Source organism: Mycolicibacterium novocastrense, from assembly GCF_001499835.1.
GTDB classification, from domain to species: domain Bacteria; phylum Actinomycetota; class Actinomycetes; order Mycobacteriales; family Mycobacteriaceae; genus Mycobacterium; species Mycobacterium novocastrense.
This window is the reverse complement of the sequence record NZ_LQIH01000011.1, coordinates 99,594-126,056: the sequence shown is the minus strand read 5'-3', so window position 1 is coordinate 126,056 and position 26,463 is coordinate 99,594. Positions and strand designations below refer to the sequence as shown.

Genomic DNA, 26,463 nt, shown 5'->3' with positions numbered 1-26,463 from the left:
TGATCCTTTCGCCCGCAGTCAAACACCTGCTGCGTTACCTCGCGCTGGCCTACGTCATCGTCTTGGTGATCGTGCCGTTGTCCTTGTCGAACAACTCGGGATCCAGTGTCGCCCAGCCTCCGAGATCGTCGACGGTCCACAGCTTGGCCGGCGCGGGGAACTTGTCCCGGAACTCCTCGAGCACGGCGGGATCGACGGGCCGGAATCCGGCCTCGGCCCACAGCTTCTGCGCCTCGGGGGTGTAGATGAAGTTCTTCAGCGCGTTCGCCTTGTCCAGGTGCGTGCTCGACGTCACCACGGCGACCGGATTCTCGATCTTGAAGGTCTCCGGCGGGTTCACGTACTCCAGGTCGAAGTGCAGCGCCTCGTTCTCGTAGGCCAGCAGCACGTCGCCACTGCCCTGCCGGAACACGTCGGTGGCCTCCCGGCCCGAACCCGGACGCAGCTTGATGTGCTCGGTCACCAGCTCGGTGACGTAGTCGAGACCGGCCTGAGGGTCCTGGCCGCCCTTGCTGGCCCACGCGTAGGGCGCCAGCAGATTCCACTTGGCCGACCCGGAGCTCAACGGGCTGGGCGTGATGACCTCGACGCCGGGCTTGAGCAGATCGGGCCAGTCCCTGATGTTCTTGGGGTTGCCGGGCCGCACCGCCAAGGACACCACCGACCCGAACGGGATGCCCTTGGTGGCGTCGGCGTTCCAGTCCTTGGCCACCTTGTCGGCCTTGACGAGCCGGGTGATGTCCGGCTCGACGGAGAAGTTGACGATGTCGGCGGGCTTACCGTCGACGACGGCGCGCGACTGGTCGCCGGAGGCGCCGTAGGACGTCGTGACGCCGACGCCCTTACCCTCCGGCGTGGCGGCGAACGCGGGGATGACCTTGCTCCAGCCGGGTTCGGGCACGGCGTAGGCGACCAGCGTCAGCGTCGTCTCGGCGTCGTTCCCGCCGCCCTCACCCACCACATCGCTCGATCCGCCGGCGCATGCGGCCAGCACTGTGGCGGTGGTGGCCAGCGCCGCCGCGGCGCGCCAGGTTCTGCGGATGTTGACCATCAGTGACCTTTCGTTGGGGGGACTTCGGTGGAACCCGACCCGACGGGAAGGCGATGGATCAGCGCGAGGCGTCATCCCACAGCCGTTACCGACACCGAACCGCGGACGGGCGGAGGAGTCAGCAACAACAACAGACATCGGCAACAGCGCTGAAACTCACGGCAATGAGGGCCAGAACATGGCCGCTCTTGTTGCCGGACGCTGTTTGCATGGCGCGAAGCCTAACAGAGTTCTCGCAACCTGCTCGGCGAGGGATGAAGTGCCGTCAACGAGTGAACAGCCACATGACGATCACCAGGATCACCAGGATGACGAGCACCAACGTCACCCGCGACCGCGGCATCCCGCCGCTCATCGGTGCGCATCCCGTTCGTCGTGGCGAACGCGGCGCCACAACCTGATGCCGTTACCGAGGGCGCCGTCGAGCACGACCGCGGTGCCGTAGGCCAGCGCGAGCACCACCGGCATCACCACCGCGGTCTGGGCGACGAACGGCAGGCCGGTGAGCCAGAGCTCGACACCGTCCCACCAACTCAGGAAGCCACCCACGCGGCCAGCCTAGCGATGCGAGGATGTGCACGTGGCCGCCGACTCGGACCCCGCCCCCCGGGCCGGGGACACCACCTGCATCGTGGCCGGTGGCGGCCCGGCGGGCATGATGCTCGCGCTGGTGCTCGCCCGCGCCGGGGTCGACGTCACGGTGATGGAGAAGCACGCCGACTTCCTGCGCGATTTCCGCGGCGACACCGTGCATGCCAGCACCCTGCGCCTGCTCGACGAGTTGGGGCTCTCCGATGAGTTCGCGGCGCTCCCCCACCGTGAGATCGACACGCTGTCGATGACGGTGCAGGGCACGCCGGTCACCATGGACCTGCGGCGAATCCCCGGTCCCCACAAGCACATTGCGCTGGTCCCGCAGTGGGATTTCCTGGAACTGCTGGCCACCGCCGCAAAGCGGGAGCCGACGTTCACCCTGCTGCGCAGCACCGAGGTGCTGGGGCCGATCCGCCACGGCGACCGGGTGGTCGGTGTGCGCTACCGCGGCGCGGACGGCGAGGTGCGCGAGATGCGCGCGGCGTTGACTGTGGCCTGCGACGGGCGGTCGTCGACGCTGCGCACCGCGATGGGGCTCGAGCCGAAGGACTTCGGTGTGCCGATGGACGTCTGGTGGTTCCGGCTCCCCCGCGACCCCGAGGATCCGCACGGGCTCGCCGGTGTCCTCGGCGCCGGGCACGCGCAGATCGTCATCGACCGCGGCGACTACTACCAGTGCGCCTACGTCATCCCCAAGGGACGCGACGAGGAGTTGCGGGCGCAAGGCATCGGATCGCTGCACCGCGGGGTGGTGTCCCTGGTGCCGTGGTTGGCCGACCGCGTCGGGGCGGTGACGTCGTTCGACGACGTGAAGCTGCTCGACGTGCAGTTGAACCGCCTGCGGCGCTGGTACAGCGACGGCCTGCTGCTGATCGGCGACGCCGCCCACGCGATGTCGCCGGTCGGCGGGGTCGGGATCAACCTCGCGGTGGCCGACGCCGTCGCCGCGGGCCGGGTCCTGGCGGGTCCGTTGCGCTCGGGCACGCTGTCGAACCGGCATCTGGCCCGCGTCCAGGCGCGGCGCTGGCTGCCCGCCGCGCTGATCCAGACGGTGCAGAGGGTGATCCACCGCCGCGTCATCGCGGTCGCCGTCGCCTCTACCGGCCAGGCCGAGGCGCCCCGGTTCGTGCGCGTGGCCGCCGGGCTGGCGCTGCTGCGCCGCGTGATGGCCTACGGCGTGGCGATCGGCCCCTTACCCGAACACATTCCGGCCTTCGCCCGGCGCTGACCGCGCCGTAACCGCCAACAAGTAGACGCCGAGCGCGTCGGCAGTCGATGATGACGGCATGGTTCTGCAACAAACCGGGCCGTCGGACGGGTCAACAGAAACCGAGAACGGGGCGAAGCCGGCCGAGGCCGTCATGGCGAACACCCCGCTGACCGTGACCGCGCCGACACCGTACGCGCCGACCGGAGCGTTGCGAAACCCGTTCCCGCCCATCGCCGACTACGGCTTTCTGTCCGACTGCGAGAACACGTGCCTGATCTCCTCGGCCGGGTCGGTCGAGTGGTTGTGCGTGCCGCGGCCCGACTCGCCGAGCGTGTTCGGCGCCATCCTCGATCGCGGAGCCGGCCACTTCCGGTTGGGGCCCTACGGGGTGACGGTGCCCTCGGCGCGGCGCTACCTGCCCGGCAGCCTGATCCTGGAGACGACGTGGCAGACCCACACCGGCTGGCTGATCGTGCGCGAGGCGTTGGTGATGGGACCGTGGCACGACCTCGAGACCCGGTCGCGCACCCACCGCCGCACACCGATGGACTGGGACGCCGAGCACATCCTGCTGCGCACCGTGCGATGTGTGAGCGGCACGGTCGAACTGGTGATGAACTGCGAGCCGGCCTTCGACTATCACCGGATCCCCGCGACCTGGGAGTACTCCGCGCAGGCGTACGGCGAGGCGATCGCGCGCGCCAGCCGCGACGCCGACGCCCACCCCACGCTGCGGCTCACCACGAATCTGCGGCTCGGCCTGGAGGGCCATGAGGCCCGGGCGCGGACCCGGATGAAGGAAGGCGACAACGCGTTCGTCGCGCTGTCGTGGTCCAAGCACCCGGCGCCGCAGACCTACGAAGAGGCCGCCGACAAGATGTGGCAGACCAGCGAGGCCTGGCGCCAGTGGATCAACGTCGGCGACTTCCCGGACCATCCGTGGCGGGCCTACCTCCAGCGCAGCGCGCTGACGTTGAAGGGGCTGACCTACTCCCCGACCGGTGCGCTGCTGGCCGCGCCCACCACGTCGTTGCCGGAAACGCCTCAGGGCGAACGCAACTGGGACTACCGCTACGCGTGGGTGCGCGATTCGACGTTCGCGTTGTGGGGGCTCTACACACTGGGCCTGGACCGCGAGGCCGACGACTTCTTCGCGTTCATCGCCGACGTGTCGGGCGCGAACAACGGTGAGCGGCATCCACTTCAGGTGATGTACGCCGTCGGCGGCGAGCGCACGCTGGTCGAGGAGGAACTGCGCCACCTGTCCGGATACGACGGGGCGCGGCCGGTGCGCATCGGCAACGGCGCCTACAACCAGATGCAGCACGACATCTGGGGCACCATGCTCGATTCGGTGTATCTGCACGCCAAGTCGCGCGAGCAGATCTCCGACACGCTGTGGCCGGTGTGCAAGGCGCAGGTCGAAGAGGCGATCAAGCACTGGAAGGAACCCGACCGCGGTATCTGGGAGGTGCGCGGCGAGCCGCAGCACTTCACGAGCAGCAAGATCATGTGCTGGGTGGCGCTGGACCGCGGCTCCAAACTCGCCGAACTGCAGGGCGAGAAGTCCTACGCCCAGCAGTGGCGCGCGACCGCCGAGGAGATCAAGGCCGACGTGCTCAAGCACGGCGTCGACTCCCGCGGTGTGCTGACGCAGCGTTACGGCGACGACGCGCTCGACGCCTCGCTGCTGCTGGCCGTGCTCACCCGGTTCCTCCCGCCCGACGATCCGCGGGTGCGCGCGACGGTGCTGGCCATCGCTGACGAGCTGACCGAGGAAGGCCTCGTGCTGCGGTACCGCGTCGAGGAGACCGACGACGGGCTGGCCGGTGAGGAGGGCACCTTCACGATCTGCTCGTTCTGGCTGGTGTCCGCGCTGGTCGAGATCGGCGAGATCAGCCGCGCCAAGCATCTGTGTGAACGGCTGCTGTCGTTCGCCAGCCCGCTGCATCTGTACGCCGAGGAGATCGAGCCGCGCACCGGCCGACATCTCGGCAACTTCCCGCAGGCGTTCACCCATCTGGCGTTGATCAACGCGGTGGTGCACGTGATCCGGGCCGAGGAGGAGGCCGACAGCTCCGGGGTGTTCGTCCCGGCCAACGCCCCGATGTAGGTCGCGTCTCAGCCGGCCAGGGCGGGCTGGCGGGAAGCGGCGTAGTCGCTCCACGCGACGAGCACCGCCTCGAGCTGCTCGGTGGAGTGCCTGCCGAGCCCGCATTCGGTGGAGATCCCGAACTCCGGCAGGAACTCCGACGCCAGCGCCGCCCTCGCCCGCGCGCCGTCAGCACCGTCCTCGGCGTGCAGCAGGCCGAGATAGATCTCGGTTCCGGCTTCCAGCGCCAGTCCGCTCAGCGGCTGCCAGTGCGCCCGCCTGTTCCAGGCCGCGACCGTCGCCGCCTGGATGGCGTCGATGCGGCGCGGCACATGGCGCGACAACCCGTTGGCCAGCGTGACGATCGCCGAGGCGTCCCGCGGCAGGATGTGCCGGCCTCCGCGGGCGGCCGCCTCCTCGTCGGGTGGATCACCCATGAACGGCGACGCGCCGAACTTCGAATCGCCGTAGCACAGATGGAAGGTCAGCTCGGCGTCGTCGTGGACCCAGGACGCCAGCCGCGCCGTGGCCGCGAAGATCGGCTCGAAACCGCCGTAGGGATTGGGGAACCACCCTTCGATGGTCGCCAGTTCGGTCGGCAGGTCCCACTGAATCGCCAGGTCGCTCGGCGGGATCGCCTCCTGCAGCGCCTCGACGCTAAGTCGTAACGCCTGCTCGTAGGCGTAGGCCACCTCGACCTGAGAGTCGAACTGCGCGAACGAGTTCACAGCGTTGAAGGGCGTCGGAATCGACACCAGGAAACGCGAGTCCTCGGCCAGCACGCCGTCGCGGCGAGCGGCGATGAAGCGGGCGTAGGAGCCGGCGGCGACGCTGTGGTAGTCGAGCGCGCCGAACGACACCGGTGTCCCGGCGCGCACCCGGACCTTGCCGTCAACGACGTCCAGGGTCGGGTTGGCCAGGAAGTGGTCGGCCTGGGTCAGCACCCAGTTGGCGCGGTCACCGGGTTCACCGTCGGGGACGCGGGTCACGCCGGGCTGAAGCCGGTTGCCCACCAAAGCGAACGCGTCGTCGACGGTGGCGACGTTGATGCTGCCGGTGAGATAGAAGCCTGTCATGGCGAATCCTTCGTTTCAGAGGAGGACACCGAGCCGCGGCGGCTTGGTGCCGCGAAGGGTGTGGTTGCCGATGTGGACGTATTTCCAGCGGGCGGGATCGTGCAGCGAGTGCACGCGCACGTTGCGCCAGTGCCGGTCCAGCGCGTGCCCGCGGTCGGTGGCCGATGCGCCGGCCAGTTCAAAGATGCCGCTGGCGATCTCGACGGCGAACTCCTGTGCCAGCGCCTTGGCCGCGGCCACCCGCAACGACGCGGCCGCCGCGGCGTCGCGGGTCAGCTCCGGTGCGCTCAACGCGTCGTCGACCAGGCCGGCGCCCCGGGCGAGCAACGCCTCGAGCGCGTACAGGCGGGCCGTCAGTTCACCGAACCGGCGCACCACGTGCGGTTCGTCGGCGGCGTTGTCGACTCCCGCTTCGAACCACGGACGCGATCTCGTGGTGACGAACCGTGCGCCGTCCTCCAATGCGGCGCGCGCGATTCCGATGTCGACGGCGGCGTGCAGGGCCTGGTCGAAGGCGCCGAGCACCGACGGCGGCGCGGTGACCGGATCGGGGTCGGGTCCCTCGTCGATGACGAATTCACCCTCCACGACGACGTTGTCGAAGACGACCTCACCGCTGGCGGTGCCGCGCTGCCCGAACGAGGACCAGCGGTCGAGGTTGAGGGTGACGCCGGCATCGGTGGGCCGGACGAAAACGGTTGCGCCGTGCGACGGTTCGGTGTCGGGGATGCGGGCGGCGACGGCGATCCACGTCGCCCCGAGCGTTCCCGTCGCGTAGTACTTGGTGCCGTTGAGCCGCCACGTGCCGTCGGCCTGGCGCGCCACGGTGGTCCGCCGCTCCGCGCTGGTCCGGGTGCCGCGTTCGACGGTGGCGTTGCCGAGCTGGGCGCCGGCGAGCACGTCGCGGTAGATGCGCGGCGCCGGGTCGTTGTCCCCGAGCCCGCTGATCGCCTGGCTCAGCACGTAGTGGGAGAGCAGTAGCTGGCCGACGGCCGAATCCGCCTGAGACAGAATGCGTAGGACTTCGACGGCGGTGGTGCGCGGAAGGTCGGGGCCACCATGGGCGGCGGGGACGATGATGCCCAGCAGCCCCGAGTCGCCGATCCGGCGGAGCTCCGCTTCGGGCCAGATTCCGTTGAGTTCCCGCTCGACCGCGCCGGCAGCGATGTCGGCCGCGATCAGATGGGCGGTGTGCAGCGCCTGCTCGGCCGAAGTCAGGACGGGCGTGGTGCTTTCGGTGGTGGTCATGGTTGGCCAATCTAGGATCGTCGGCGGTGGGGCGGAACCGGGGTCAAGCGACGCTGAAGGGGCGTTCAGCAACGCTGTAAGTGCTCTCGGCACGCAGGTGGGCGCCGGCCGAGCGGACAAGGGACACAAAGGTCGTCAGCGGTGTGTTGGCCGCAGGCGCCTTCGCGGTAGCCACGCAGATGCGCCGCACCGGTGCACGTCCGACGACCCGCCGTAACACCACACCGGGGTGGACACCGCCGTGAGCGGCCAGCGACGGTACGAGAGATACACCGAGATCGGCGGCCACCAGGCCCTGCACGGTCGAGTAGTCCTCAGCGCGCAACGTCACCGACGGTGCGAATCCGGCGTGTCGGCAGGCTCTTTCGAACACCCGGACGTCGGGGCACACCCCGGTTTCGGTGCTGACGATCCACTGTTCGTCGGCCAGAGCCGCGAACCGCAGCGTCGATGCGGCCGCCAGCGGGTGGTTCGCGGGCAGGACCGCATAGAACTCGTCGTCGTAGACCGCGTCGCTGTGGACACGCGGGAACTCCGGGTCCTCGCCGGGAACCTCGGTGATGACCGCCGCATCGACCTCGCCTGCCACCAGCATCCCGACGCCCTGCTCGGGGTCGGCGGGAACCAGTTCGACGTCGATGTCGGGACACAGCGTGCGGAAACGCGCGATCGCGCGGGGCAGCAGGGTCGCGGCGGCGGTGGCAAAGGACGCGACCCGCACCGCACCGGCGCGGGCGCCGCCAAGGCGCGCGAGATCGCGTTCGGCCGCCGTGACCGCCGCGAGGATCACGTCGGCGTGCTCGAGCAGCCGGGTGCCCGCGGCCGTCGGCCGCACCCCGGTCGGGCTGCGCACCAGAAGCGTGGAACCGATATCTCGTTCCAGGGCGGTGATCTGTTGTGACACAGCCGATGTCGTGTAGTTCAGCGCCAGCGCGGCCGCCGACAGCGAGCCACAGCTCACGACTTCCCGCAACACCAGCAACCGGCGCACATCGAACACGGGCGAAACGTAACCGGGCGACCGCCAATTGCCGACGGTTGCGATCAGCCCGATGTAATCGCCTCAGTACGCGCTCGCGACGCCTTTCGGTGTGATGCCGTGATGCAGTTCGGCGACGTCGGGATGGGCCCTGGTGCGCGATTTCCACGCGTTCTCGCCGTAGGTGTTGAAGATCGGGTTGTCCGGATCGGCCTCCACCCCGCGCGACAGCGCGGCCAACCGCGGCGGCAGCTCGATGATCGGGACCAACGCGTCGAGCGCCGGATTGAGGAAGTACGGGATCGACACGCGGTCGGTGCCCGGCGGCGGTGCGAGCACGCGGTGGCGGGTGGCGCGCAGATAGCCTCCGGTCGCGACCTCGAGCAGTTCGCCGATGTTGACGATCAACGCGTCGGGCAGCGGGGGCACGTCGATCCACTCCCCCGCGGCGCCTTCGACCTGCAGCCCCTCGGATCCCTGCTCCACCAGCAGCAGGGTCAGTACGCCCGAATCCTTGTGCGCGCCGACACCCTGCGGGGTGTCGGCGGTGCCGGGATATCGCACGACCTTCAGCAAGGTGGCGGGCCGGTCGGCGAATGCCGCGTCGAACGTGTTCTCCGCCGCGCCCAGCGACACCGCCCAGTGCCGCAGCAGCCGCAGCCCCACGGCCGACAGGGCGGCGGTCCAGTCCTCGAAGGCTGCGCGGAAGCCCGCGGGCGCCGACGGCCACAGGTTGGGGCCCTGCAGCCGCCAGAAGCCCTCGGCGCCGTCGATGACGGGCCGCTCCGGACCGATGTCGATCTGCTCACGCCAGTCGACCCGGCCGTTGGTCAGCTCACCGCCGATGCGCGAATACCCGCGGAACTGCGGGCTTTTCAGCTGGCTGATCTCGTTCTTCACCTCCGTCGGCAGGGCGAAGAACTCGCGTGCGAGGCCGAGCACGTGTTCGATCTGCGCGCGCGGAACACCGTGCCCCACCAGATAGAAGAACCCGGCGTCGTGTGCGGCTTCGCGCAGGCGGGCCCGGAACCGGTCGGGTCGGGTGTCCGCCTCGGCGAGGTCGAGAACCGGCAGCATACGGTCATTGTGGTTCCCCGCCCCCGCCATCGGCCATCCGCCTCAACAAAGGCTGCAGGGGCGTGAAGGAACCCTGAAACACCCGGATGCGCCTCGACTGCCCGGTCTCCGACGTCTGTTATTTGGCCGCGTTGGCGAGCATGTCCCGCGCGATGGTGGCCGCCTCGTCACCGATCGAGTAACTGCACGCCCACGCCTCGACGGTCAGGTTCGAGGCGGCCGACAGCGCATGTTGGCAGGCCCAGCCGTCGGCATCCTGTTGCGTCGTGACCTGGGTGATCATCTCGTCGTCGGTGCGGACCTCACTGAGTTCCCACAGGTACGAATCTCCCGAACTACCCACGACCACAGTGGAATTGGCGCAACCCTCCCACGCCGCCCTGGACTTGTCGAAGAATCGCTGCGCATCCTCGGCCGACGTGTACAGCACCGCGGTCTGTTCGACCCAGTGGTTGTTGTCGTCGTCGGGTTCGCGCGCCACCTGGTCGCGCACATCGGTCCACCCACTGCCCGCATACACCGGCCCCTCGGCACCGTACATGGCGCCGAGGCACTCGCGATCCGACACGTCGTCGGAATGATCGGTCATCTCCTCGAGTTCGCTTGTGACCTTCATCGTGGTCGAGCCCATGATGCCGTTCAGTTCGCCGATGGTGAGCAGCACGTCGTCGAGCGTCGCCGCCGTCAACTCCCGCACCTCGACCGCCTGGCCGCGTATCGCTATGCCCGCCACGGTGCTCACACAGCCCGCCAGCACAGCCGACGTCGCCAGGACGACACCCGCGGCGAACAGTCGCGACGCCGTGCCGAATCGAGTCACCGCGTTATTGTGACCGACTTCGGCCACATTCGCGGCGTGGCCGACAATTTCGTCCGCACTCTTCAGGACTGGGTGATTTTGTCCATCATCAGGTCGGCGACCGCGGTCGCGTGCCGGGCGCCGGTCGGACTGGGTCCGGCGACGTCGGTGATCTCCACCTCCACGATGCAATCGCCGGCCACACCGAGTGCCCGCTGCAGCGTCGACCCGGCGTCCTGCATCACCACCGCCGAGACGATCTCGTCGTCGACGCCCACCTCGGTGATCCGGCTGGATCCCTGTGCGCCGCGCTCGGGTTGGTTCAACACCAGCGTCTGGCCGTTGCACCGGTGCCACTTGTCAGCCGACGTGGCGAAGAATTCCTGCGCGGCGTCGGCGTCGATGAACTCGACCACCCCGAAGAACCCGGTGACGGTGGGCCCGTGGGCGTCACCGCCGGCCCACGACTGGCTGACCACCGACCGCACCGGACTGGCCTGATACACGACCTTCTCCAACCGGTATCCGGTGCTCACACAGTCAGGAGGCGTCGCCTCGGCCTCGCGCACACCCTGCAGCAGCATGTCGGCGCCGCCTTCGACGACCTGGCCCATGAAGCCGCCGGCCCCGAACATCGTGGTCAGCTCCTCGGCGGTGGGAAGCGCCTGGTCGAGCATCCGGTTCGGCGACGGTTTGACGACCTCGGCGACCCGCGGGGCCGGTGCTTCGCCGGCGGGCGCCGAACAGCCGGCGACGATCGCGCATGCGCCCACCAGTGCCGCCGTCATCGCCGCCGCGCGCACGCCGTCCTACTTCTTGGCCTTGTCGGCGGCCGACGAGTCGGTGGACAGGGCGGCGACGAACGCCTCCTGGGGCACCTCGACCCGGCCGATGGTCTTCATCCGCTTCTTGCCTTCCTTCTGCTTCTCGAGCAGCTTGCGCTTGCGGGTGATGTCCCCGCCATAGCACTTCGATAGCACGTCTTTGCGGATCGCGCGGATGTTTTCGCGAGCTATGATCTTCGATCCGATCGCCGCCTGCACCGGAACCTCGAACTGCTGGCGCGGAATCAGCTCCTTGAGCTTGGTGGTCATCTTGTTGCCGTAGGCGTACGCCGACTCCTTGTGCACGATCGCGCTGAACGCGTCGACCGGCTCACCCTGCAGAAGGATGTCGACCTTGACCAGGTCGGCCTCCTGTTCACCGGCCTCCTCGTAGTCCAGGCTGGCGTAGCCGCGGGTGCGCGATTTCAGCGCGTCGAAGAAGTCGAAGATGATCTCGCCCAACGGCATCGTGTAGCGCAGCTCCACCCGTTCCGGGGAGAGGTAATCCATGCCGCCGAGTTCGCCGCGCCGCGACTGGCACAGCTCCATGATGGTCCCGATGAACTCGCTGGGCGCGATGATCGTGGTCTTGACGATCGGCTCGTAGACCGTGCGGACCTTGCCCTCCGGCCAGTCCGACGGGTTGGTCACGGTGACCTCCGAATTATCCTCCTGCACAACGCGATACACGACGTTCGGCGATGTGGAGATCAGGTCGAGGTTGAACTCGCGCTCGAGCCGCTCGCGGGTGATCTCCATGTGCAGCAGGCCCAGAAAGCCGCTGCGGAAACCGAATCCGAGCGCCACCGACGTCTCCGGCTCATACGTCAGCGCCGCATCGTTGAGTTGTAGCTTGTCCAAAGCGTCGCGCAGAACCGGATAGTCCGAGCCGTCAACGGGATACAGCCCCGAGTACACCATCGGCCGCGGCTCGCGGTACCCGGTGAGCGGTTCGGCCGCGCCGTGGCGTGCCGTCGTCACCGTGTCACCGACCTTGGACTGGCGCACGTCTTTGACGCCGGTGATGAGGTAGCCGACCTCGCCGACCCCCAGACCGGCGGAGGCCTTGGGTTCGGGCGAGACGATGCCGACCTCGAGCAGTTCGTGGTGGGCGCCGGTGGACATCATCTTGATGCGTTCGCGGGGCACGATCCGGCCGTCGACGACGCGGACGTAGGTCACCACTCCGCGGTAGGTGTCGTAGACCGAGTCGAAGATCATCGCCCGGGCCGGTGCGTCGGCGTCGCCGACCGGCGGCGGGACCTCGCGCACGACGTGGTCGAGGAGGTCGGCCACGCCCGCGCCGGTCTTCCCGGAGACCCGCAGCACGTCGTCGGGTTCGCAACCGATGATGTGGGCGAGTTCGGCGGCGTACCGGTCGGGATCGGCCGCGGGCAGGTCGATCTTGTTGAGCACCGGGATGATGTGCAGATCGCGATCCAGGGCCAGATAGAGGTTCGCCAGCGTCTGCGCCTCGATCCCCTGGGCGGCGTCGACGAGCAGCACCGCACCTTCGCACGCCTCGAGCGCACGCGACACCTCGTAGGTGAAGTCGACGTGGCCGGGGGTGTCGATCAGGTGCAGGACGTAGTCCTCGTCCCCAAGCTTCCAGGGCAGCCGGACATTCTGCGCCTTGATCGTGATGCCGCGCTCGCGCTCGATGTCCATCCGGTCGAGGTACTGCGCGCGCATGTCACGATCGGCGACGACGCCGGTGAGTTGCAGCATCCGGTCGGCCAGCGTCGACTTGCCGTGATCGATGTGGGCGATGATGCAGAAGTTCCGGATCTGCGCCGGCGCCGTGAAGGTCTGATCGGCGAAAGTGCTGATGGGAATCTCCTGGTGAACGCGGACTTCGGGTGTCACCAGCGTATCCAGGCGGCGCCGTAAGCACACAATCGTGCTGGGCCGCGCTCGCTTATGCTCGGAAATATGCCTGCGCCCTGGAGACCACTGCAGACATTCCAGAGGATTGCCGAGAACCTGGTGTTCAACGAGGCGCCGAAGATCATCCGTCAGATCGGTCAGTCCGAGACCGTGCAGCGCGGTATCCAGCAGGGCATCAGGATCGGTCTGGAGGCGATCGCCGGCACATCGCGGGACGAGACACCGGCGATCACGACCGGACGCCCCGTCAGCCGTCACTTCGTGCCGACCGCCCACCGCGCCCGCAAGGTGGTGTACGCCCCCGACCTCGACGGCCGCGCCGACCCGGGCGAGATCGTGTGGACGTGGGTGGTCTACGAGGACGACCCGACGCAGGGCAAGGACCGACCGGTTCTGGTGGTGGGCCGCGACCGGTCCACGCTGCTCGGCCTGATGCTGTCCAGCCAAGACCACCACCGAGACGATCCGGACTGGGTGGGCATCGGCACCGGTACCTGGGATTACGAGGGGCGAGCCAGTTGGGTGCGGCTGGACCGGGTGCTCGACGTTCCCGAAGACGGAATCCGCCGCGAAGGGGCGATCCTGGCCCGCGAGAAGTTCGAAGTGGTCGCCGCGCGGCTACGCGCCGAATACTCCTGGAGCTGACCCCCCACCCCTCTTTTTCTTTTCCGCGAGTGACCGCGTCTGCCCCGCGACACGCCGCGCGCGCATGGCAATCGGCGGTCGCTCGCGGACGTTGGCGGGATGTCAGCGTGGCTGGCGCCACATGGGCCACATGGGCGGGCCGCCGTCGGGCAACGTGATCTCGCCGGTGACGTCGAACCCGAAACGCTGGTAGTAGCCGATGTTGTCGGGGTTGCTGGACTCGAGGTACGCGGGCGCGTGCTCGGCGTCGCAGCGGTCGAGGCGCGAGCGCATCAGGGCCTGTCCGTAGCCGGTGCCACGCACCGTCGGGTCGCTGCCGATCACCCCCAGGTACCAGTGCGGCTCCTCGGGGTGGTGCTGCTTCATCAGCTCGGCCATCGCCTGACCGCGCCGCACATTGGCTCCCATCGCCCGCATGAACGCCGGCATCATCCTCAGCTCCTGCAGCCCGCTCTGCCTCCACTCGCCCGGCGGGTCCCACAGCGCGGCGGCACCGATGCGCTGGCCGCCTGCGACCTCGACTCCCTCGGTGCGCAGGAAATGGTGGCGAATCATGGTGGCGAACACCCGCGCCAGGGCGCGCTCCCGCGCAGCGTCCTTCGGCAGCATCCACTTCATCACCGGGTCGTCGTAGAACGCGCGCGCCAGCACCGCAGACATCTGGCGCACATGCCGGCGCGCCGCCGGAGCGACCTCGACGTCAGCCACGGGTGATGTAGGCCTGCAGCTGCTCCTGCTGCGCTTCGAGCTCTTCCATCCGCGTCTTGACGACGTCGCCGATGCTCACGATGCCCACCAGACGGCCGTTCTCCATCACCGGCACGTGCCGGACCCGGTTCGTCGTCATCAGCGCGCTGAGGCTGTCCACCGAATCGTCGGGAGCGCAGGTCGCCACCAGCGTGGTCATGATCTCCGACACCGGTTTGGTGAGCAGTTCTCCCCCTCGGCGGTGCAGCGCCCGCACGACATCACGCTCGGAGACGATCCCCATCAGGCCGTCAGGCGACACCACGACCATCGCGCCGATGTTGTGCACCGCCAGCTCGGTGAGCAACCCCGAGACCGACGTCTCCGGAGTTATCGTGGCCACCGCGGCGCCCTTGTTCCGCAACACGTCCGCGATCCGCATCCTTGCCTCCGCTCGTGATCTTCCTCACAGGCTAGGTTGGACTGCCTCGGCGCGGAAGGCTTTGCGAGGTTGCAACCCGGTCACACTCGGGCCGCAAAGTCGCGAAATGGCATTCCAGCAGCGCAAAGTCGAGTACACACCTGCCGGAATGCCGTTTCGGCCCGTTTCGAAGCCCCCTTCGCCGCGCCCCTCGGGTATATGTGGGGCCATGATCGAGATCACACTGCTTGGCACCGGAAGCCCCATCCCCGACGCCCACCGCGCCGGACCGTCGACGCTCGTGCGCGCGGGCGGGCAGACGTTTCTGATCGACTGCGGTCGCGGCGTGCAGCAACGCCTGACGGCCGCGGGCGCGCCCGCCAACGGACTGTCCGCGCTGCTCTTAACGCATCTGCACAGCGACCACATCGCGGACCTGGGCGACGTGATCATCACCCGATGGGTGTCGACGTTCACGCCCGAGCAGCCCCCGCTGCAGATCATCGGACCGCCGGGCACCGCCGAGGTGGTCGAGCACACCCTCAAGGCGTTCGGCTTCGACATCGGATACCGGATCGCGCACCACGCCGACCTGACGGCGCCGCCCCCGGTGGAGGTACACGAGTACACCGAGGGTGAGGTGTGGAACCGCGACGACGTGACGATCCGGGTTGCGCCCACCGACCACCGCCCGGTCACCCCGACCATCGGCTTCCGCATCGAGCACGCCGACGCCTCGGTGGTGCTGGCCGGCGACACCGTTCCCTGCGAGAGCCTCGACGAACTCGCGGCGGGCGCAGGTGCGTTGGTGCACACCGTGATCCGCAAGGACCTGGTCGACAGGATGGCCATGCAGCGCATCCGCGACATCTGCGACTATCACTCCTCGGTCGAGCAGGCAGCCGAAACCGCGGCGCGCGCGGGGGTGGGCATCCTGGTCCTCACCCACTACGTGCCCGCGATCGAACCCGGGCAGGAAGACGACTGGCGCGCGCTGGCCGCGTCGGTCTTCGACCGGCAGATCGAACTCGGTGACGATCTGCTTCGCGTCGAGGTGCATCCCGGCATCTCCGCCAAGCCGACCGGGTGATCGGTCAGGCCAGGCGGGTGATCTCGACGACGACGTCGAGGTCGGTCGAGCCCTCACCGGAGTAGATCCCCTTCAGCGGGGTGACATCGGAGTAGTCCCGGCCGACACCCACGCTGATGTACTGCTCGTTGATCGGGGCGTCGTTGGTCGGGTCGTAGTTCCACCAGCCACCGGTCCACGCCTGCACCCAGGCGTGGCTCTGCCCGTCGATGGTGTCGGCGATCGCCGCTTTGCGGTTCGGGTGCAGATACCCCGACACGTAGCGGGCGGGAATGCCCATGGAGCGCAACAGGATCAGCGTCAGATGCGCGAAGTCCTGGCAGACGCCCTTGCCCTCGCGCAACGCGTCCAGCCCCGACGAGTGCACGCCGGTGGTGCCCGCGACGTACGCCAACTCGCTGCGCACCCACGACGCGGCCGCGGTGACGGCCTCGCACGGCGTGCGGTCCTTGATGATGCGCTGACCGACCCGGCGTATGCGCTTGCTCGCCGGCGTGTAGTGGGTGGGCGCGAGAACCTCGTCGAACCTGTCGACGACGGCCTCGGATTGCAGGTCCTCCCATGTCACTTCGCGTTCGGGCATCTGATCGGCGTCGGTCTCCACGACCGACGACGACGTCACCTCCAGTTCGGTGTGCGGTGCGTGCAGGTCGAACGCCGTGACCGCGGTCCCCCAGTAGTCGACGTAGCGGTAGTTGCGGGTGGCCGGCACGGTCTCCACGCGGTTGAGGATCACGTTCTGCCGCGAGTCCGACCGCGGCGTCAGCCGCGCCTCGTTGAACGACGCCGTCACCGGAGACTTGTATGCGTACCCGGTCGAGTGCACGACCCGCATCCGCCACATCACTGTCTCCTCATCGCTACGCAAGCGCTCATCGTCAGAGTTCACCTTCTTCGATGACGAGCGTGCCGTTGTGGCCCGCATCGTGCCATGCCACCCAGGGTGCGGAGTGAAAGTATTGCAGCGCCAACGCCTCTCCGACATCGAAGCAGGTCTTCTGCAGGTCGGCCAGCCGCTGTTCCAGCGACTCGAGCAGCACACCGGGACGCAGGAACTCCAACTCGCTGCGGGCCCGGCCGAGGAGTCGCTGCGCCTCGGCGGTGGCCCCGAGGCGGCTGTGGGGTCGGTTCATCAGCTCGTCGAGGCTGTGTTCGGCAAGTCGCAGCGAATAGAAGATGGAACGTGGGAAAAGCCGGTCCAGCAACATGAATTCGACGACGCGACCGGCGTCGAGCACGCCCCGATAGGTGCGCAGGTAGGTGTCGTGGGCACCCGCCGACCGCAGCAGCGTCACCCATGCCGGTGACGACGCGCTGTCCCCGACTCGCGAAAGCAGCAGCCGCACGGTCATGTCCACACGTTCGATGGCCCGGCCGAGCACCATGAAGCGGTAGCCGTCGTCGCGCGACAGCGTCGAGTCGGCCAGCCCGGCGAACATCGCGGCGCGGCCCTCGACGAACGAGAGGAATTCGTGCGGCCCAAGGCGTTTGGCGGCCCGTTCCCGCTCGGCCAGCGCGTTGTAGGTGGTGTTGAGGCACTCCCAGATTTCGGTGGACGTGACTTCCCGTGCGCCGCGGGCATTTTCGCGGGCCGCCGAAATGGCGTCGACGATCGACCCCTGGGTGCCGCGACTGAAGGCGACGATGTCGGTCAGCGACCACACGTCCAACGGCGCGTCGGGGGCCTCCATCCCCAGCACCCGCAGCAGCGTCCGCGAGGCCTGGTCGGGGTCAACGCTGGAGTCTTCGAGCAGTTGATGCACGGTCACGTCGAGGATGCGGGCGGTGTCGTCGGCGCGTTCGACGTACCGGCCGATCCAGTACAAGGATTCGGCGTTGCGGGCCAACATCAGCGCACCACCCCTTTACTGCTGCTGTTGCTGTTGGTCTTGGGTCTGCCCGTCGCTGCTCTCGGCCTTGGGCCCGCGCGCGGACTTGGGCAGCTTGCGCACCACTTCGGCGGCGCCGAGCTCGCGGTCGGCGACCGAGGTGCGCGAGGCCAGCACCCAGGTGTCCTTCGATCCGCCGCCCTGGCTGGAGTTGACCACCAGCGAACCCTCGGGCAGCGCGACGCGGGTCAGCCCGCCGGGCAGCACCCACACGTCGTCGCCGTCGTTGACCGCGAACGGGCGCAGATCGACGTGCCGCGGCACCAGCTGGTCCCCGATTTGGGTGGGCACGGTCGACAGCTGCATGACGGGCTGGGCGATCCAGCCGCGCGGATCGTTGCGGATCTTCTTGGCGACGGTGGCGAGCTCCTTCTCCGAGGCGTCCGGCCCGAACACGATGCCGTAGCCGCCCGAACCCTCGACCGGTTTGATGACGAGCTCGTCGATGCGGTCGAGCACTTCCTCGCGTTCCTCGTCGAGCCAGCATCGGAACGTGTCGACATTGGCCAGCAGCGGCTTCTCGCCGAGGTAGTACTCGATGATCGTCGGCACGTAGGTGTAGACGAGTTTGTCGTCGCCGACACCGTTGCCGACGGCGCTGGAGATGACGACGTTGCCCGCCCTGGCCGCGTTGAGCAGCCCGGCGACGCCGAGCACCGAGTCGGGCCGGAACTGCATCGGGTCGAGGAACGCGTCGTCGATGCGCCGGTAGATGACGTCGACCTGCCGCTCGCCCTCGGTGGTGCGCATGTAGACGGCGTTGTCGCGGCAGAACAGGTCGCGGCCCTCCACCAGCTCGACGCCCATCTGCCGGGCCAGAAGCGAATGCTCGAAGTACGCCGAGTTGTAGACACCAGGGGTGAGCACGACGACTGTGGGGTCGGCGACGTTGTTGGCCGCGGCATTGCGCAGCGCCCGAAGCAGATGCGACGAGTAGTCACCGACGGCGCGAACCCGGTGGGTGGCGAACAGGTTCGGAAACACCCGCGCCATCGTGCGGCGGTTCTCCATCACGTACGACACCCCGGACGGTGAGCGTAGGTTGTCCTCCAGCACCCGGAAGTCGCCCTTGGCGTCGCGGATCAGGTCGATGCCCGCGACATGGATGCGCACCCCGTTGGGCGGCACGATGCCGGCGGCCTCGCGGTGAAAGTGCTCACAGGAGGTGATCAGCCGACGCGGGATGACGCCGTCGCGCAGGATCTCCTGCTCGCCATAGATGTCGTCGAGGTAGAGCTCGAGCGCCTTGACGCGCTGGATGATGCCGCGTTCCAGGCGCGTCCACTCCGCCGCGGAGATGACGCGCGGAACCAGGTCGAGCGGGAAGGGACGTTCCTGGCCGGACAGCGAGAACGTGATGCCTTGGTCGATGAACGCGCGGCCGAGCGCGTCGGCGCGGGCTTCGAGCTCGGAGGCGTCCGACGGGGCGAGCTCGGCGTAGATGCCTTTGTAGGGGCCCCGCACGTTGCCTTGGGCGTCGAACATCTCGTCGAAGGCCTTGGCGTAGCTTGCGGGATCGCTGTAGCCGGAGAAGACGCCCTGGTAGCGCTTGGCCTGCTTACGTGGGCTCCGCGACGGTCGTGCGGACTCGGTCGGCAGGGTTCGCAGGCTCACCCCTGCCATGCTGCAACACTTCGGACATATCGGCAGGCCAGAGGACTCACTTTGGGCATTTACCCACTCCGCTGGTAACCTGAACCCTCGCTGCCCGCCTACCGGGCGCCTACCAGACTTTGGGAAACCCCTACAGGATTTACGAAGGACTACACGCGTGGCCAACATCAAGTCGCAGGAGAAGCGCAACCGGACCAACGAGCGCCGCAGGCTGCGCAACAAGTCGGTCAAGTCGTCGCTTCACACCGCGGTGCGTGGCTTCCGGGCGGCCGTGGAGGCCGGCGACAAGGACAAGGCCCAGGAGCTGCTGGCCTCGACCAGCCGTCAGCTGGACAAGGCCGCCAGCAAGGGCGTCATCCACAAGAACCAGGCCGCCAACCGCAAGTCGGCGCTGGCCTCCGCGTTCAACAAGCTCTGAGCGTTCAACAAGCTCTGAGCGTTCAACAAGCTCTGAGCGTTCAACAAGCTCTGAGCCCGCTCAGTCCGCTCAATCTTCGATGAGTTCGGCGACGCGCCGCACCGTCGCCTCCAGCGCGTAGTCCGCATCCGCCGCGGCCCCCTTCACATCCGCATTGAGCGCGGCCACCAACCGCATCGCCTCGGCGACGGTGGTGTTCGACCATCGCCGCGCCTGCTTCTGCGCCTTCTGCACGCGCCAGGGCGGCATCCCCAGCTCTGACGCCAGCCGGTAGGGGTCGCCCGACAACGGCCGCACCCGCGCGATGGTGTGCACCGCCTCGGCCAGGGCGTCGGCCAGCACGACGTGCGGTTCGCCGCGCATCATCGCCCACCGCAGCGCCTCAGCCGCCCCGGCCACATCCCCGACGACCGCCTTGTCGGCGACATCGAATCCCTTCACCTCGGCCTTGCCCGAGTGGTAGCGGCGCACCGCCTCCGCGTCGACCTCCCCGGCGGTGTCGGTGACCAACTGCGAGCAGGCCGCCGCCAACTCGCGAATGTCGGAGCCGATCGCGTCCAGCACCGCGGTGACGGTGTCCTCGCCGACCTTCACCTTCAACGCGCGGAACTCACGGCGGACGAAGTCGGCGCGGTCGGCGGCCTTGGTGATGCGCGCACACGGATGCACCTGCGCCCCGAGCTTCTTGAGCTGATCGGCCAGCGCCTTGGCGCGCCCGCCACCGGAGTGCACGACGACGAGCATGGTGCCCGGCGGCAGGTCCGCCGCGGAGTCGGCGATGAGCGCGGCCGCGTCCTTTCCGGCCTCGCCCGCCGACTCCAACACCACCACGCGCTCCTCGGCGAACAGCGACGGGCTCAGCAATTCGGCCAGTTCGCTGGTGCTGACCTCGCCGGCGCGCAGGCGATCGACCGGAATGTCGTGCATGCCAGCCTGTTTGCGGGCCTGTTTGAGAACCGCCGCTACCGCGCGTTCGACCAGCAGGTCCTCGTCCCCGAGCACCAGATGCAACTGCGACGCTTCGCTCACCCCCCGATCGTGTCACGCCCAGCCGACACCCCCGACACCGTCCACGCCAACAGGCACACCGCGGCGGCGCCCGCCGCGAGGCGCACAAGTCGGAAGCGCCACGCGAGCACCACCGCCGCTCCCACGGCCGCGGTCAGCATCACCCCCGCAAGCCCGGACGGCACCGACACCGAGGACCCCGGAACGCCCGCCGCCCAGTCGGCCACGTGCAGCAGCCACCACACTTCCGGCCCGGTGAACCGGATCAGCAGGTCGGCGCCGGCGGGCCAGACCCGACTCAGCGCGGCCGCGGCGGTGCCGAGCACGGTGATCGGTGGAATCATCGGGGCCACTGCAACATTGGCCGCGACCGATACGACGCTGAACGTCCCGGCCATCCCGGCCACAAGCGGAGCGGTGACCAGTTGCGCGGCGGCGGCCACGCTCAGCGCGTCAGCGGCCGGCTTGGGCCAGCCCCGCCCGACGAGGCGGCGCGACCACACCGGTGCCAGTACGACGAGGGCCGCCGTCGCCGACACCGACAGCGCGAACCCGACGTCGACGGCGAGCTCCGGGGTTCCGATCATCAACGCCAGCACGCTGGCCGACAACGCGGGAATGGCCTGCCGACGCCGGTGCGACAGCACCGCCAACAACGTGATCGCCCCCATCACCGCGGCGCGCAGCACGCTCGCACTCGGCTGCACGACAACCACGAACGCCAGCAGCGCAACCGCCGCCAGGCCGACCGCCGCCCGTGGCCCGATGAGCCCCGCGCTCAACAGCACCGCCCCGCACACGATCGTCACGTTCGCGCCGGAAACCGCGGTCAGGTGCGTCAATCCCGCCGTGCGGAAGTCGGCCGTCGTCTGACGCGGCACGGCCGAGGTGTCGCCGAGCACCAGCGCGGGCAGCATCGCGGCCTGATCGGCGGGCAGCGAGCGTCGCGCGGCATCGGCGAACCCGGCGCGAACCTCGGCGGCCGCACGTTGAACGGCGGACGCCTCGCCGTAGGTGGGATCACCGATGGCCGAGAGCACCGCCACGCTCAAATCGCGCCGCGTGGGCCGCCCGACGCGAGCCCGAAACGCCACCGGCGTGCCGGCGGTCAGCTCCCGAATGCGGGTGGTCGACGCGAAAACCACGATCCGGCCGGACATTTCCTGTCCGTCGAGCGCCACCAGGGAACCACGGAACATCGTCCGGTTGCCGCCCAGCGCACGCGGGCTTTCCGTCGGGGTGACCACGACGGCGGCGACCGTTCCGTAGCGCTGGGCGACCGGATGGCGGCGTACCTCGTCGACCCGCAAACCGATCGCGATCGCGAAGCCCGCCGCCACCAGCCCGACCGCCAGCACGCTCGCGCCGACCGCTTTCCCGTCGGCTCCCGCCCGGCGGCCACTACCCCACCACCCCAGCGCCGCGGTGCACGCCACCATCACGACGGCGGCGACCGCTGACCCGCCAACCGGCCACACGATCCCGGCGCCGGTCACCGCCCAGGCGGTCAGCGCCGCCGGGACCAGGCGCAGGTCCAATGGCGCCGCCTCGGCGTCCGCCACCGGAGTCACACATGCACGAGGTCGCGCAGCTTCTCCAACCGCGCCGGTCCGATGCCGTCGACGTCGCCGAGCTGGTCGACGCTGGTGAAACGACCGTTGGCATCGCGCCAGGCCACGATCGCCGCGGCGGTCACCGGCCCGATCCCGGGCAGCGTGTCGAGCTGCTCCACCGTCGCGGTGTTCAGGTCCACCGTCCCGCCCGGTGGCGCGCTGCCGTCCCCAGACGCCGGTGTGTTCGTCGACGCGGGCGCCGCGACGCCCGTGCTGACGGAGCTCCCCATGGCGGCCGGTTCACCCGCCGCAGGCGCGATGCCCACGACGATCTGTTCACCGTCGGCGATCCGTCTGGCCATGTTGAGCCCCACCAGGTCGGCGCCGTCCAGCGGCCCACCCGCCGCGGTGAGCGCGTCGGCGATCCGGGCGCCGTCGGCCAGTGTGACCAACCCCGGCTTGTGCACCAGGCCCACGACGCTGACGACGACGGGCCCTCCCGTCTCCGGCGGCGCGCCACCCGGCGTCGGGCTCGCCGACGAAACCATCTCCACCGGGGGCAGTTTGGCCGCTGCCACCGCTGGGCTGTCGTCGCGCAGCAGGACGAACACCGTGACCAGCACGGCGATGACACCGACGCCGCCGAGCGCCACGACGCCGGCTCGGCCGGGGTCTGCGCGCACCGCGGCGAGCCAACCGCCCGCGCCGTTGCCGGCGGACTCCGGCAGCCAGCGGGTCAATGAGGTGTCCGGTCGGCGGTCCTCATCGTCGCACCCGGGTTCCACTTCGGCCCCCAGCCTGCGCTGCGTGCGCTCGGCAGGCAATTCAGTTCGCATGCATGTGAAGTTAGGTGCGCACACCGACCGTGGACGACGCCAACGCCGGCCGGCGACTCGCCCTGTGGATCAAATGAGCGTTGGGGATAGGCCCGATGTCTACAGTGTTGCTGTGGATCGTCGAGTGCCGATGGTCGCGGCCATCGCGTTCGCGGTGCTGTACGCCGTTGCGCTGCTGATGGTTCCGGCGTTACCCGGGATCGATCGCCCGGGACTCGACATCGTCACCCATCTCAACGAGCACTCCGGCGCGATGCGGACCCAGGCGCTGTTGCTGGCGTTCGGTGCGCTGGCCCTGGTGGTGGTGCTCGGTCACGCCCGGGACCGACTCGCGGGACCGTACGCTTTCGTGTTCACCATCGGGTCGGCCGTCGTCGTGGTCCAGATCAGCATCGCGACCTGGTTCACCGCCGGGCTGTCGTTGCACGCCGCCGACCTGGGCTCCGGAACCGCGCGGGCGCTCGCCGACGTGGTCACGATGTGGGGACCCCTGCTGACCGTGGCCGACATCATGGTCGCCGCACCGATTCTGTTGGCCGCCAACGAGGGACGCTTCCCGCGCTGGCTCGGCATCGTCGCCGCGGTTTTCGCCGTCGAGCAGCTGATCGAGACCATCACGATCATCGGGCCGCCGGGCAGCTTCATCTCCCCGGGCGGTCCGATGAACATGTACCTCGGCGGGCCGTTGTTCATCCTGTTCTTCCTCGCACTCGGGGTGGCCCTCTCGCTGACCGACGAATCCGAAACCCCGGCGCTGCCGGCCGGCACCGACACCGTCACCGACCAGTCCGGCCCCGCCGACGGCGCCGATGCATCCGCCTCGGAAGACGCCGCCGAGCGCGGCCCTGAATAGCCCAGCCTGGCCCCACGTACGCACTAGCATTCCCCCGGTGGCAACGTTGCAGCGATTCACCGACCGTCGGGTACTGCTCACCGGAGGCGGATCCGGCATTGGCCAAGCAACGGTCCTGCGGATCCTCGACGAGGGTGGCACCGTGGTCGCCGCCGACGTCAGCGAGGCCGGACTGGCCGACACCGAGGCCAAGGCCGGTGAATCGGGAGCCCGGCTCACCACCGTGGTGATGGACGTCGGCAGCGAGGAATCGGTGATCGCCGGGGTCTCACACGCGGTCGCCACGATGGGTGGCCTCGACGCGCTCGTCAACGCCGCCGGAATCCTTCGATCGGCCCACTTCGCCGACACCACGCTCGCCGATTTCGAACAGGTTCTGCGGGTCAACCTCGTGGGGACGTTTCTGGTCACCCGCGAAGCCCTGCCCGCGCTGCGAACCGGCACCGCCCCGGCGGTGGTCAACTTCAGCTCGACATCGGCGAACTTCGCCCATCCCTACATGTCGGCCTATGCGGCGTCCAAGGGCGGCATCCAGGCCATGACACACACGTTGGCGCTGGAGTTCAGCAAGCAGGGAATCCGGTTCAACTGCGTGCAGCCCGGGTCGATCTCGTCGGGAATGACCGACGGCACAGGGCGATCCGGCCAGAGCGTCGGACCCGGGCTGCCGGAGGACGCCGACTACACGCTGTTCGGCAAGATCATGCCGACACTGCCCGTCGACGGTGACGGGATGTTCGCCAAACCCGACGCCGTGGCCGCTGTCGTCGCCATGCTCGCCGCGCCGGAGGCTTACTTCGTCACCGGCACCGAGGTCCGCGTCGACGGCGGCACCCACATGTAAATGGTTGACACCGAGGAGTTTTCGTGACGACACCTGACCGGCCGCTGCGCGTCATCCAGTGGACCACCGGCAACATCGGCCGCCGGTCGCTGCACGCGATCATCGGACGCGAGGATATGGAACTCGTCGGCGTCTACGCCCACGGCGCGGACAAGGTCGGTGTCGACGCAGCAGAACTGGCCGGCTGGCCTGAACCCACCGGAGTGACGGCCACCAACGACATCGATGCGCTGCTGGCCCAACGGCCCGACGCCTGCTGCTACAACCCGTTGTGGCCCGACATCGACGAGCTGACCCGGCTCCTGGAGGCGGGCGTCAACGTCTGCTCGAGCGCGGCGTGGATCACCGGCGGCAAGCAGACACCCGAGGACCTCGACCGAATCCGAAAGGCTTGCGAGAAGGGCAATTCGACGATCTTCGGCAGCGGTGCGCATCCCGGCATGAGCAACATGGTCGGGATGGTGCTCTCCGGCGCCTGCGAACGGGTCGACGAGATCCGCATCACCGAGTCGGTGGACTGCTCGACCTACGAGTCGGCGGGTACGCAGACCGCGATGGGCTTCTCGCAAGACCCCGACACTCCCGGACTCGCCGAAAGCGTGCGCCGCGAGAGCGAGGTGTTCGCCGAGTCGGCGGCCATGATGGCCGACGCGATCGGCGCCAAGCTCGACCGGATTACCTTCGACGTGGAGTTCACCGCGGCCACCGGCGATTCCGACCTCGGGTTCATGCGAATTCCGAAGGGCACCGTCGCCGGTGTCCACGGGTACCACCGCGGCTGGGTCGGTGAGAAGAACGTCGTCAGCGTCGGATTCAACTGGATCATGGGCGAACACGTCACCCCGCCGAAACCGCTCGAACACGGCCATGTCATCCAGGTGTTCGGGCTGCCCAACATGCGTACGGTGCTGCACTGCCTGCCGCCGAAGGACTGGACCGAACCCGGCTTCATGGGCCTGGGCATGATCTATACCGCCCTGCCGGTGACCAACGCGGTACCCGCGGTGGTCGCGGCGCCGGCGGGCATCGTGACGCTGAAGGACCTGCCCCCGGTCACCGGCCGCGCCGCGGTGTGACGGCGCCGAGCGCTCAGTGTTGGTACGGAAATCAGGGCGCAAGCCGTACAGGGATGAGCGCTCATCGGCAGAATTCGCCCCTCAGAGCCGCTGCGCCAGTGTCGCTTTCCCGGGTCCGTCGAGATCGCTGAGCGCAGCGCCTCGCCCAGCCATCGCCATCAGCAATGCCTCGCCGGTGCCGCGTACCTCCGGACCGCTGCCGTGGGTCCAGTCGAGATCGGTTGCGACGAGCCGCAACCCGCGCGCTCGCCACGCTCCCCGCAAGAAGGGCGCGTACTTGGTGAATTCCAATGCAATCGTCAGTCTTTCGGGCTCGATGACGCGAGGCATGTCGAGCGGTCGGCGGATGTCCTGTTGGTGGACCATCCCGTCGGTGAGCGCGATGCGTCCGTCGAAACCGGCGGTGCTGCCGCGGGGCGTGGCGTACTTGCGCATCAGCGCGGTGAGTTCGGACGGTGACTTGGCCGCGTTCACCGCGACGCCGATCGCGTTCGGATCCCGGTAGCGCAGTGCACCCCATGCCATCCGTGCCATTGCACGGGGCCTGCTCAGATCCTCGTAACTGATGACGTGAGCGACCACATCGCGAACCCGCCAGCCGGTACACAGACTCGGCTGATCCCATCGCTCCGGGGTCAATTGGTCGAGCAGCGCGGCGAACTCCTCGCGCTCCTCGCGCGCCATCTGCATCG

The 26,463-nt window shown here is 68.8% G+C and carries 27 protein-coding genes; 8 read left to right on the top strand and 19 right to left on the bottom strand.

Going from position 1 to position 26,463, the window contains the following annotated elements:
- Window positions 1-49: 49 nt before the first annotated feature.
- The 3 genes from AU072_RS10335 to AU072_RS10330 all read right to left on the bottom strand — a co-directional run bounded on the left by AU072_RS10335 (window position 50) and on the right by AU072_RS10330 (window position 1,600).
- On the bottom strand, window positions 50-1,051 hold the full coding sequence (locus AU072_RS10335; RefSeq protein ID WP_064413689.1) for a sulfate ABC transporter substrate-binding protein: 1,002 nt from the start codon (window positions 1,049-1,051) through the stop codon (window positions 50-52).
- A gap of 118 nt (window positions 1,052-1,169) precedes the next feature.
- Entirely contained in the window at window positions 1,170-1,262 is a 93-nt protein-coding gene (locus AU072_RS28935; RefSeq protein ID WP_353612094.1) for an Ms4533A family Cys-rich leader peptide, read from the bottom strand.
- A gap of 140 nt (window positions 1,263-1,402) precedes the next feature.
- Complete coding sequence (locus AU072_RS10330; RefSeq protein ID WP_064413688.1) at window positions 1,403-1,600, bottom strand: hypothetical protein; 198 nt, start codon at window positions 1,598-1,600, stop codon at window positions 1,403-1,405.
- A gap of 31 nt (window positions 1,601-1,631) precedes the next feature.
- On the opposite strand from AU072_RS10330, the gene AU072_RS10325 reads away from it, so the two are divergent.
- Both AU072_RS10325 and AU072_RS10320 read left to right on the top strand, forming a co-directional pair.
- Window positions 1,632-2,873: an FAD-dependent oxidoreductase gene (locus AU072_RS10325; protein ID WP_064413687.1), complete on the top strand. Its 1,242-nt coding sequence runs from the start codon at window positions 1,632-1,634 to the stop codon at window positions 2,871-2,873.
- A gap of 58 nt (window positions 2,874-2,931) precedes the next feature.
- Window positions 2,932-4,968 carry a glycoside hydrolase family 15 protein gene (locus tag AU072_RS10320; RefSeq protein ID WP_064350498.1) on the top strand — a complete coding sequence of 679 codons (2,037 nt, stop codon included), beginning with the start codon at window positions 2,932-2,934 and terminating at the stop codon, window positions 4,966-4,968.
- A gap of 8 nt (window positions 4,969-4,976) precedes the next feature.
- Here the strand turns inward: AU072_RS10320 and AU072_RS10315 are convergent, their stop codons facing one another.
- From AU072_RS10315 to lepA, 7 genes are all read right to left on the bottom strand, one after another.
- On the bottom strand, window positions 4,977-6,023 hold the full coding sequence (locus AU072_RS10315) for a hypothetical protein (protein ID WP_064413686.1): 1,047 nt from the start codon (window positions 6,021-6,023) through the stop codon (window positions 4,977-4,979).
- Between the two features lie 15 nt (window positions 6,024-6,038).
- The gene (locus AU072_RS10310) at window positions 6,039-7,271 is read right to left on the bottom strand and encodes an acyl-CoA dehydrogenase family protein (protein WP_064413685.1); all 1,233 of its coding nucleotides are present in this window, start codon (window positions 7,269-7,271) and stop codon (window positions 6,039-6,041) included.
- Window positions 7,272-7,314: 43 nt separating this feature from the next.
- On the bottom strand, window positions 7,315-8,271 hold the full coding sequence (locus AU072_RS10305; protein WP_064413684.1) for a LysR family transcriptional regulator: 957 nt from the start codon (window positions 8,269-8,271) through the stop codon (window positions 7,315-7,317).
- Between the two features lie 63 nt (window positions 8,272-8,334).
- Complete coding sequence (locus AU072_RS10300; RefSeq protein ID WP_064413683.1) at window positions 8,335-9,327, bottom strand: isopenicillin N synthase family dioxygenase; 993 nt, start codon at window positions 9,325-9,327, stop codon at window positions 8,335-8,337.
- Between the two features lie 118 nt (window positions 9,328-9,445).
- Window positions 9,446-10,147 (bottom strand): sensor domain-containing protein, encoded by a 702-nt coding sequence (locus AU072_RS10295; RefSeq protein WP_064413706.1) that lies wholly within the window; start codon window positions 10,145-10,147, stop codon window positions 9,446-9,448.
- Window positions 10,148-10,209: 62 nt separating this feature from the next.
- Window positions 10,210-10,929 (bottom strand): sensor domain-containing protein, encoded by a 720-nt coding sequence (locus tag AU072_RS10290; protein WP_064413682.1) that lies wholly within the window; start codon window positions 10,927-10,929, stop codon window positions 10,210-10,212.
- Window positions 10,930-10,935: 6 nt separating this feature from the next.
- Complete coding sequence (gene lepA, locus AU072_RS10285) at window positions 10,936-12,849, bottom strand: translation elongation factor 4 (RefSeq protein ID WP_120270994.1); 1,914 nt, start codon at window positions 12,847-12,849, stop codon at window positions 10,936-10,938.
- 33 nt (window positions 12,850-12,882) lie between these two features.
- On the opposite strand from lepA, the gene AU072_RS10280 reads away from it, so the two are divergent.
- Complete coding sequence (locus AU072_RS10280) at window positions 12,883-13,482, top strand: type II toxin-antitoxin system PemK/MazF family toxin (protein ID WP_064413680.1); 600 nt, start codon at window positions 12,883-12,885, stop codon at window positions 13,480-13,482.
- A 102-nt stretch (window positions 13,483-13,584) separates the two neighbouring features.
- Here the strand turns inward: AU072_RS10280 and AU072_RS10275 are convergent, their stop codons facing one another.
- Together AU072_RS10275 and AU072_RS10270 are read right to left on the bottom strand one after the other, a co-directional pair.
- Window positions 13,585-14,190 (bottom strand): GNAT family N-acetyltransferase, encoded by a 606-nt coding sequence (locus AU072_RS10275; protein WP_064413679.1) that lies wholly within the window; start codon window positions 14,188-14,190, stop codon window positions 13,585-13,587.
- Complete coding sequence (locus AU072_RS10270; RefSeq protein ID WP_064413678.1) at window positions 14,183-14,611, bottom strand: CBS domain-containing protein; 429 nt, start codon at window positions 14,609-14,611, stop codon at window positions 14,183-14,185. Before AU072_RS10270 ends, AU072_RS10275 begins: the two co-directional genes overlap by 8 nt.
- Window positions 14,612-14,819: 208 nt before the next feature.
- On the opposite strand from AU072_RS10270, the gene AU072_RS10265 reads away from it, so the two are divergent.
- The gene (locus AU072_RS10265) at window positions 14,820-15,680 is read left to right on the top strand and encodes a ribonuclease Z (RefSeq protein ID WP_064413677.1); all 861 of its coding nucleotides are present in this window, start codon (window positions 14,820-14,822) and stop codon (window positions 15,678-15,680) included.
- A 4-nt stretch (window positions 15,681-15,684) separates the two neighbouring features.
- Here the strand turns inward: AU072_RS10265 and AU072_RS10260 are convergent, their stop codons facing one another.
- From AU072_RS10260 to AU072_RS10250, 3 genes are read right to left on the bottom strand one after another with little or no spacing between them, the layout of a single operon-like run.
- Complete coding sequence (locus AU072_RS10260) at window positions 15,685-16,524, bottom strand: transglutaminase family protein (RefSeq protein WP_064413676.1); 840 nt, start codon at window positions 16,522-16,524, stop codon at window positions 15,685-15,687.
- Between the two features lie 34 nt (window positions 16,525-16,558).
- The gene (locus tag AU072_RS10255; protein WP_064350437.1) at window positions 16,559-17,530 is read right to left on the bottom strand and encodes an alpha-E domain-containing protein; all 972 of its coding nucleotides are present in this window, start codon (window positions 17,528-17,530) and stop codon (window positions 16,559-16,561) included.
- Window positions 17,531-17,545: 15 nt separating this feature from the next.
- The gene (locus tag AU072_RS10250; protein ID WP_174523731.1) at window positions 17,546-19,192 is read right to left on the bottom strand and encodes a circularly permuted type 2 ATP-grasp protein; all 1,647 of its coding nucleotides are present in this window, start codon (window positions 19,190-19,192) and stop codon (window positions 17,546-17,548) included.
- A 148-nt stretch (window positions 19,193-19,340) separates the two neighbouring features.
- On the opposite strand from AU072_RS10250, the gene rpsT reads away from it, so the two are divergent.
- Window positions 19,341-19,601 carry a 30S ribosomal protein S20 gene (gene rpsT / locus AU072_RS10245; RefSeq protein WP_064350435.1) on the top strand — a complete coding sequence of 87 codons (261 nt, stop codon included), beginning with the start codon at window positions 19,341-19,343 and terminating at the stop codon, window positions 19,599-19,601.
- A gap of 69 nt (window positions 19,602-19,670) precedes the next feature.
- On the opposite strand, the gene holA is transcribed toward rpsT, so the two are convergent.
- Genes holA through AU072_RS10230 form a run of 3 tightly spaced genes read right to left on the bottom strand, consistent with a single transcriptional unit; the run spans window position 19,671 to window position 22,998 of the window.
- Window positions 19,671-20,630, bottom strand: a complete 960-nt coding sequence (holA, locus tag AU072_RS10240) for a DNA polymerase III subunit delta (protein WP_064413675.1) — start codon at window positions 20,628-20,630, stop codon at window positions 19,671-19,673.
- Window positions 20,627-22,171 (bottom strand): ComEC/Rec2 family competence protein, encoded by a 1,545-nt coding sequence (locus AU072_RS10235; RefSeq protein ID WP_064413704.1) that lies wholly within the window; start codon window positions 22,169-22,171, stop codon window positions 20,627-20,629. The genes holA and AU072_RS10235 overlap by 4 nt, the downstream gene beginning before the upstream one ends.
- Before the next feature lie 5 nt (window positions 22,172-22,176).
- Window positions 22,177-22,998 carry a ComEA family DNA-binding protein gene (locus AU072_RS10230; RefSeq protein ID WP_064413674.1) on the bottom strand — a complete coding sequence of 274 codons (822 nt, stop codon included), beginning with the start codon at window positions 22,996-22,998 and terminating at the stop codon, window positions 22,177-22,179.
- 112 nt (window positions 22,999-23,110) lie between these two features.
- Here AU072_RS10230 and AU072_RS10225 point away from each other — a divergent pair, with 112 nt between their 5' ends.
- The 3 genes from AU072_RS10225 to AU072_RS10215 are packed head-to-tail and all read left to right on the top strand — an operon-like array spanning window position 23,111 to window position 25,771.
- On the top strand, window positions 23,111-23,851 hold the full coding sequence (locus AU072_RS10225; RefSeq protein WP_064413673.1) for a hypothetical protein: 741 nt from the start codon (window positions 23,111-23,113) through the stop codon (window positions 23,849-23,851).
- A gap of 37 nt (window positions 23,852-23,888) precedes the next feature.
- Window positions 23,889-24,695, top strand: coding sequence for an SDR family NAD(P)-dependent oxidoreductase (locus AU072_RS10220; protein ID WP_235629841.1), 807 nt, complete (start codon window positions 23,889-23,891; stop codon window positions 24,693-24,695).
- A 23-nt stretch (window positions 24,696-24,718) separates the two neighbouring features.
- On the top strand, window positions 24,719-25,771 hold the full coding sequence (locus tag AU072_RS10215; protein ID WP_064413672.1) for an NAD(P)H-dependent amine dehydrogenase family protein: 1,053 nt from the start codon (window positions 24,719-24,721) through the stop codon (window positions 25,769-25,771).
- A gap of 81 nt (window positions 25,772-25,852) precedes the next feature.
- On the opposite strand, the gene AU072_RS10210 is transcribed toward AU072_RS10215, so the two are convergent.
- Window positions 25,853-26,461 (bottom strand): maleylpyruvate isomerase family mycothiol-dependent enzyme, encoded by a 609-nt coding sequence (locus AU072_RS10210; protein WP_064413702.1) that lies wholly within the window; start codon window positions 26,459-26,461, stop codon window positions 25,853-25,855.
- Window positions 26,462-26,463 lie beyond the last annotated feature (2 nt).

Excerpts from the sequence above, each read along its gene's own strand:
- AU072_RS10335 (WP_064413689.1), bottom strand. The coding sequence starts at position 1,051 with ATGGTCAACATCCGCAGAACCTGGCGCGCCGCGGCGGCGCTGGCCACC.
- AU072_RS28935 (WP_353612094.1), bottom strand. The coding sequence starts at position 1,262 with ATGCAAACAGCGTCCGGCAACAAGAGCGGCCATGTTCTGGCCCTCATT.
- AU072_RS10320 (WP_064350498.1), top strand. The coding sequence starts at position 2,932 with ATGGTTCTGCAACAAACCGGGCCGTCGGACGGGTCAACAGAAACCGAG.
- AU072_RS10315 (WP_064413686.1), bottom strand. The coding sequence starts at position 6,023 with ATGACAGGCTTCTATCTCACCGGCAGCATCAACGTCGCCACCGTCGAC.
- AU072_RS10310 (WP_064413685.1), bottom strand. The coding sequence starts at position 7,271 with ATGACCACCACCGAAAGCACCACGCCCGTCCTGACTTCGGCCGAGCAG.
- AU072_RS10300 (WP_064413683.1), bottom strand. The coding sequence starts at position 9,327 with ATGCTGCCGGTTCTCGACCTCGCCGAGGCGGACACCCGACCCGACCGG.
- AU072_RS10280 (WP_064413680.1), top strand. The coding sequence starts at position 12,883 with ATGCCTGCGCCCTGGAGACCACTGCAGACATTCCAGAGGATTGCCGAG.
- AU072_RS10270 (WP_064413678.1), bottom strand. The coding sequence starts at position 14,611 with ATGCGGATCGCGGACGTGTTGCGGAACAAGGGCGCCGCGGTGGCCACG.
- AU072_RS10265 (WP_064413677.1), top strand. The coding sequence starts at position 14,820 with ATGATCGAGATCACACTGCTTGGCACCGGAAGCCCCATCCCCGACGCC.
- AU072_RS10260 (WP_064413676.1), bottom strand. The coding sequence starts at position 16,524 with ATGTGGCGGATGCGGGTCGTGCACTCGACCGGGTACGCATACAAGTCT.
- AU072_RS10255 (WP_064350437.1), bottom strand. The coding sequence starts at position 17,530 with ATGTTGGCCCGCAACGCCGAATCCTTGTACTGGATCGGCCGGTACGTC.
- AU072_RS10250 (WP_174523731.1), bottom strand. The coding sequence starts at position 19,192 with ATGGCAGGGGTGAGCCTGCGAACCCTGCCGACCGAGTCCGCACGACCG.
- AU072_RS10230 (WP_064413674.1), bottom strand. The coding sequence starts at position 22,998 with ATGCGAACTGAATTGCCTGCCGAGCGCACGCAGCGCAGGCTGGGGGCC.
- AU072_RS10210 (WP_064413702.1), bottom strand. The coding sequence starts at position 26,461 with ATGCAGATGGCGCGCGAGGAGCGCGAGGAGTTCGCCGCGCTGCTCGAC.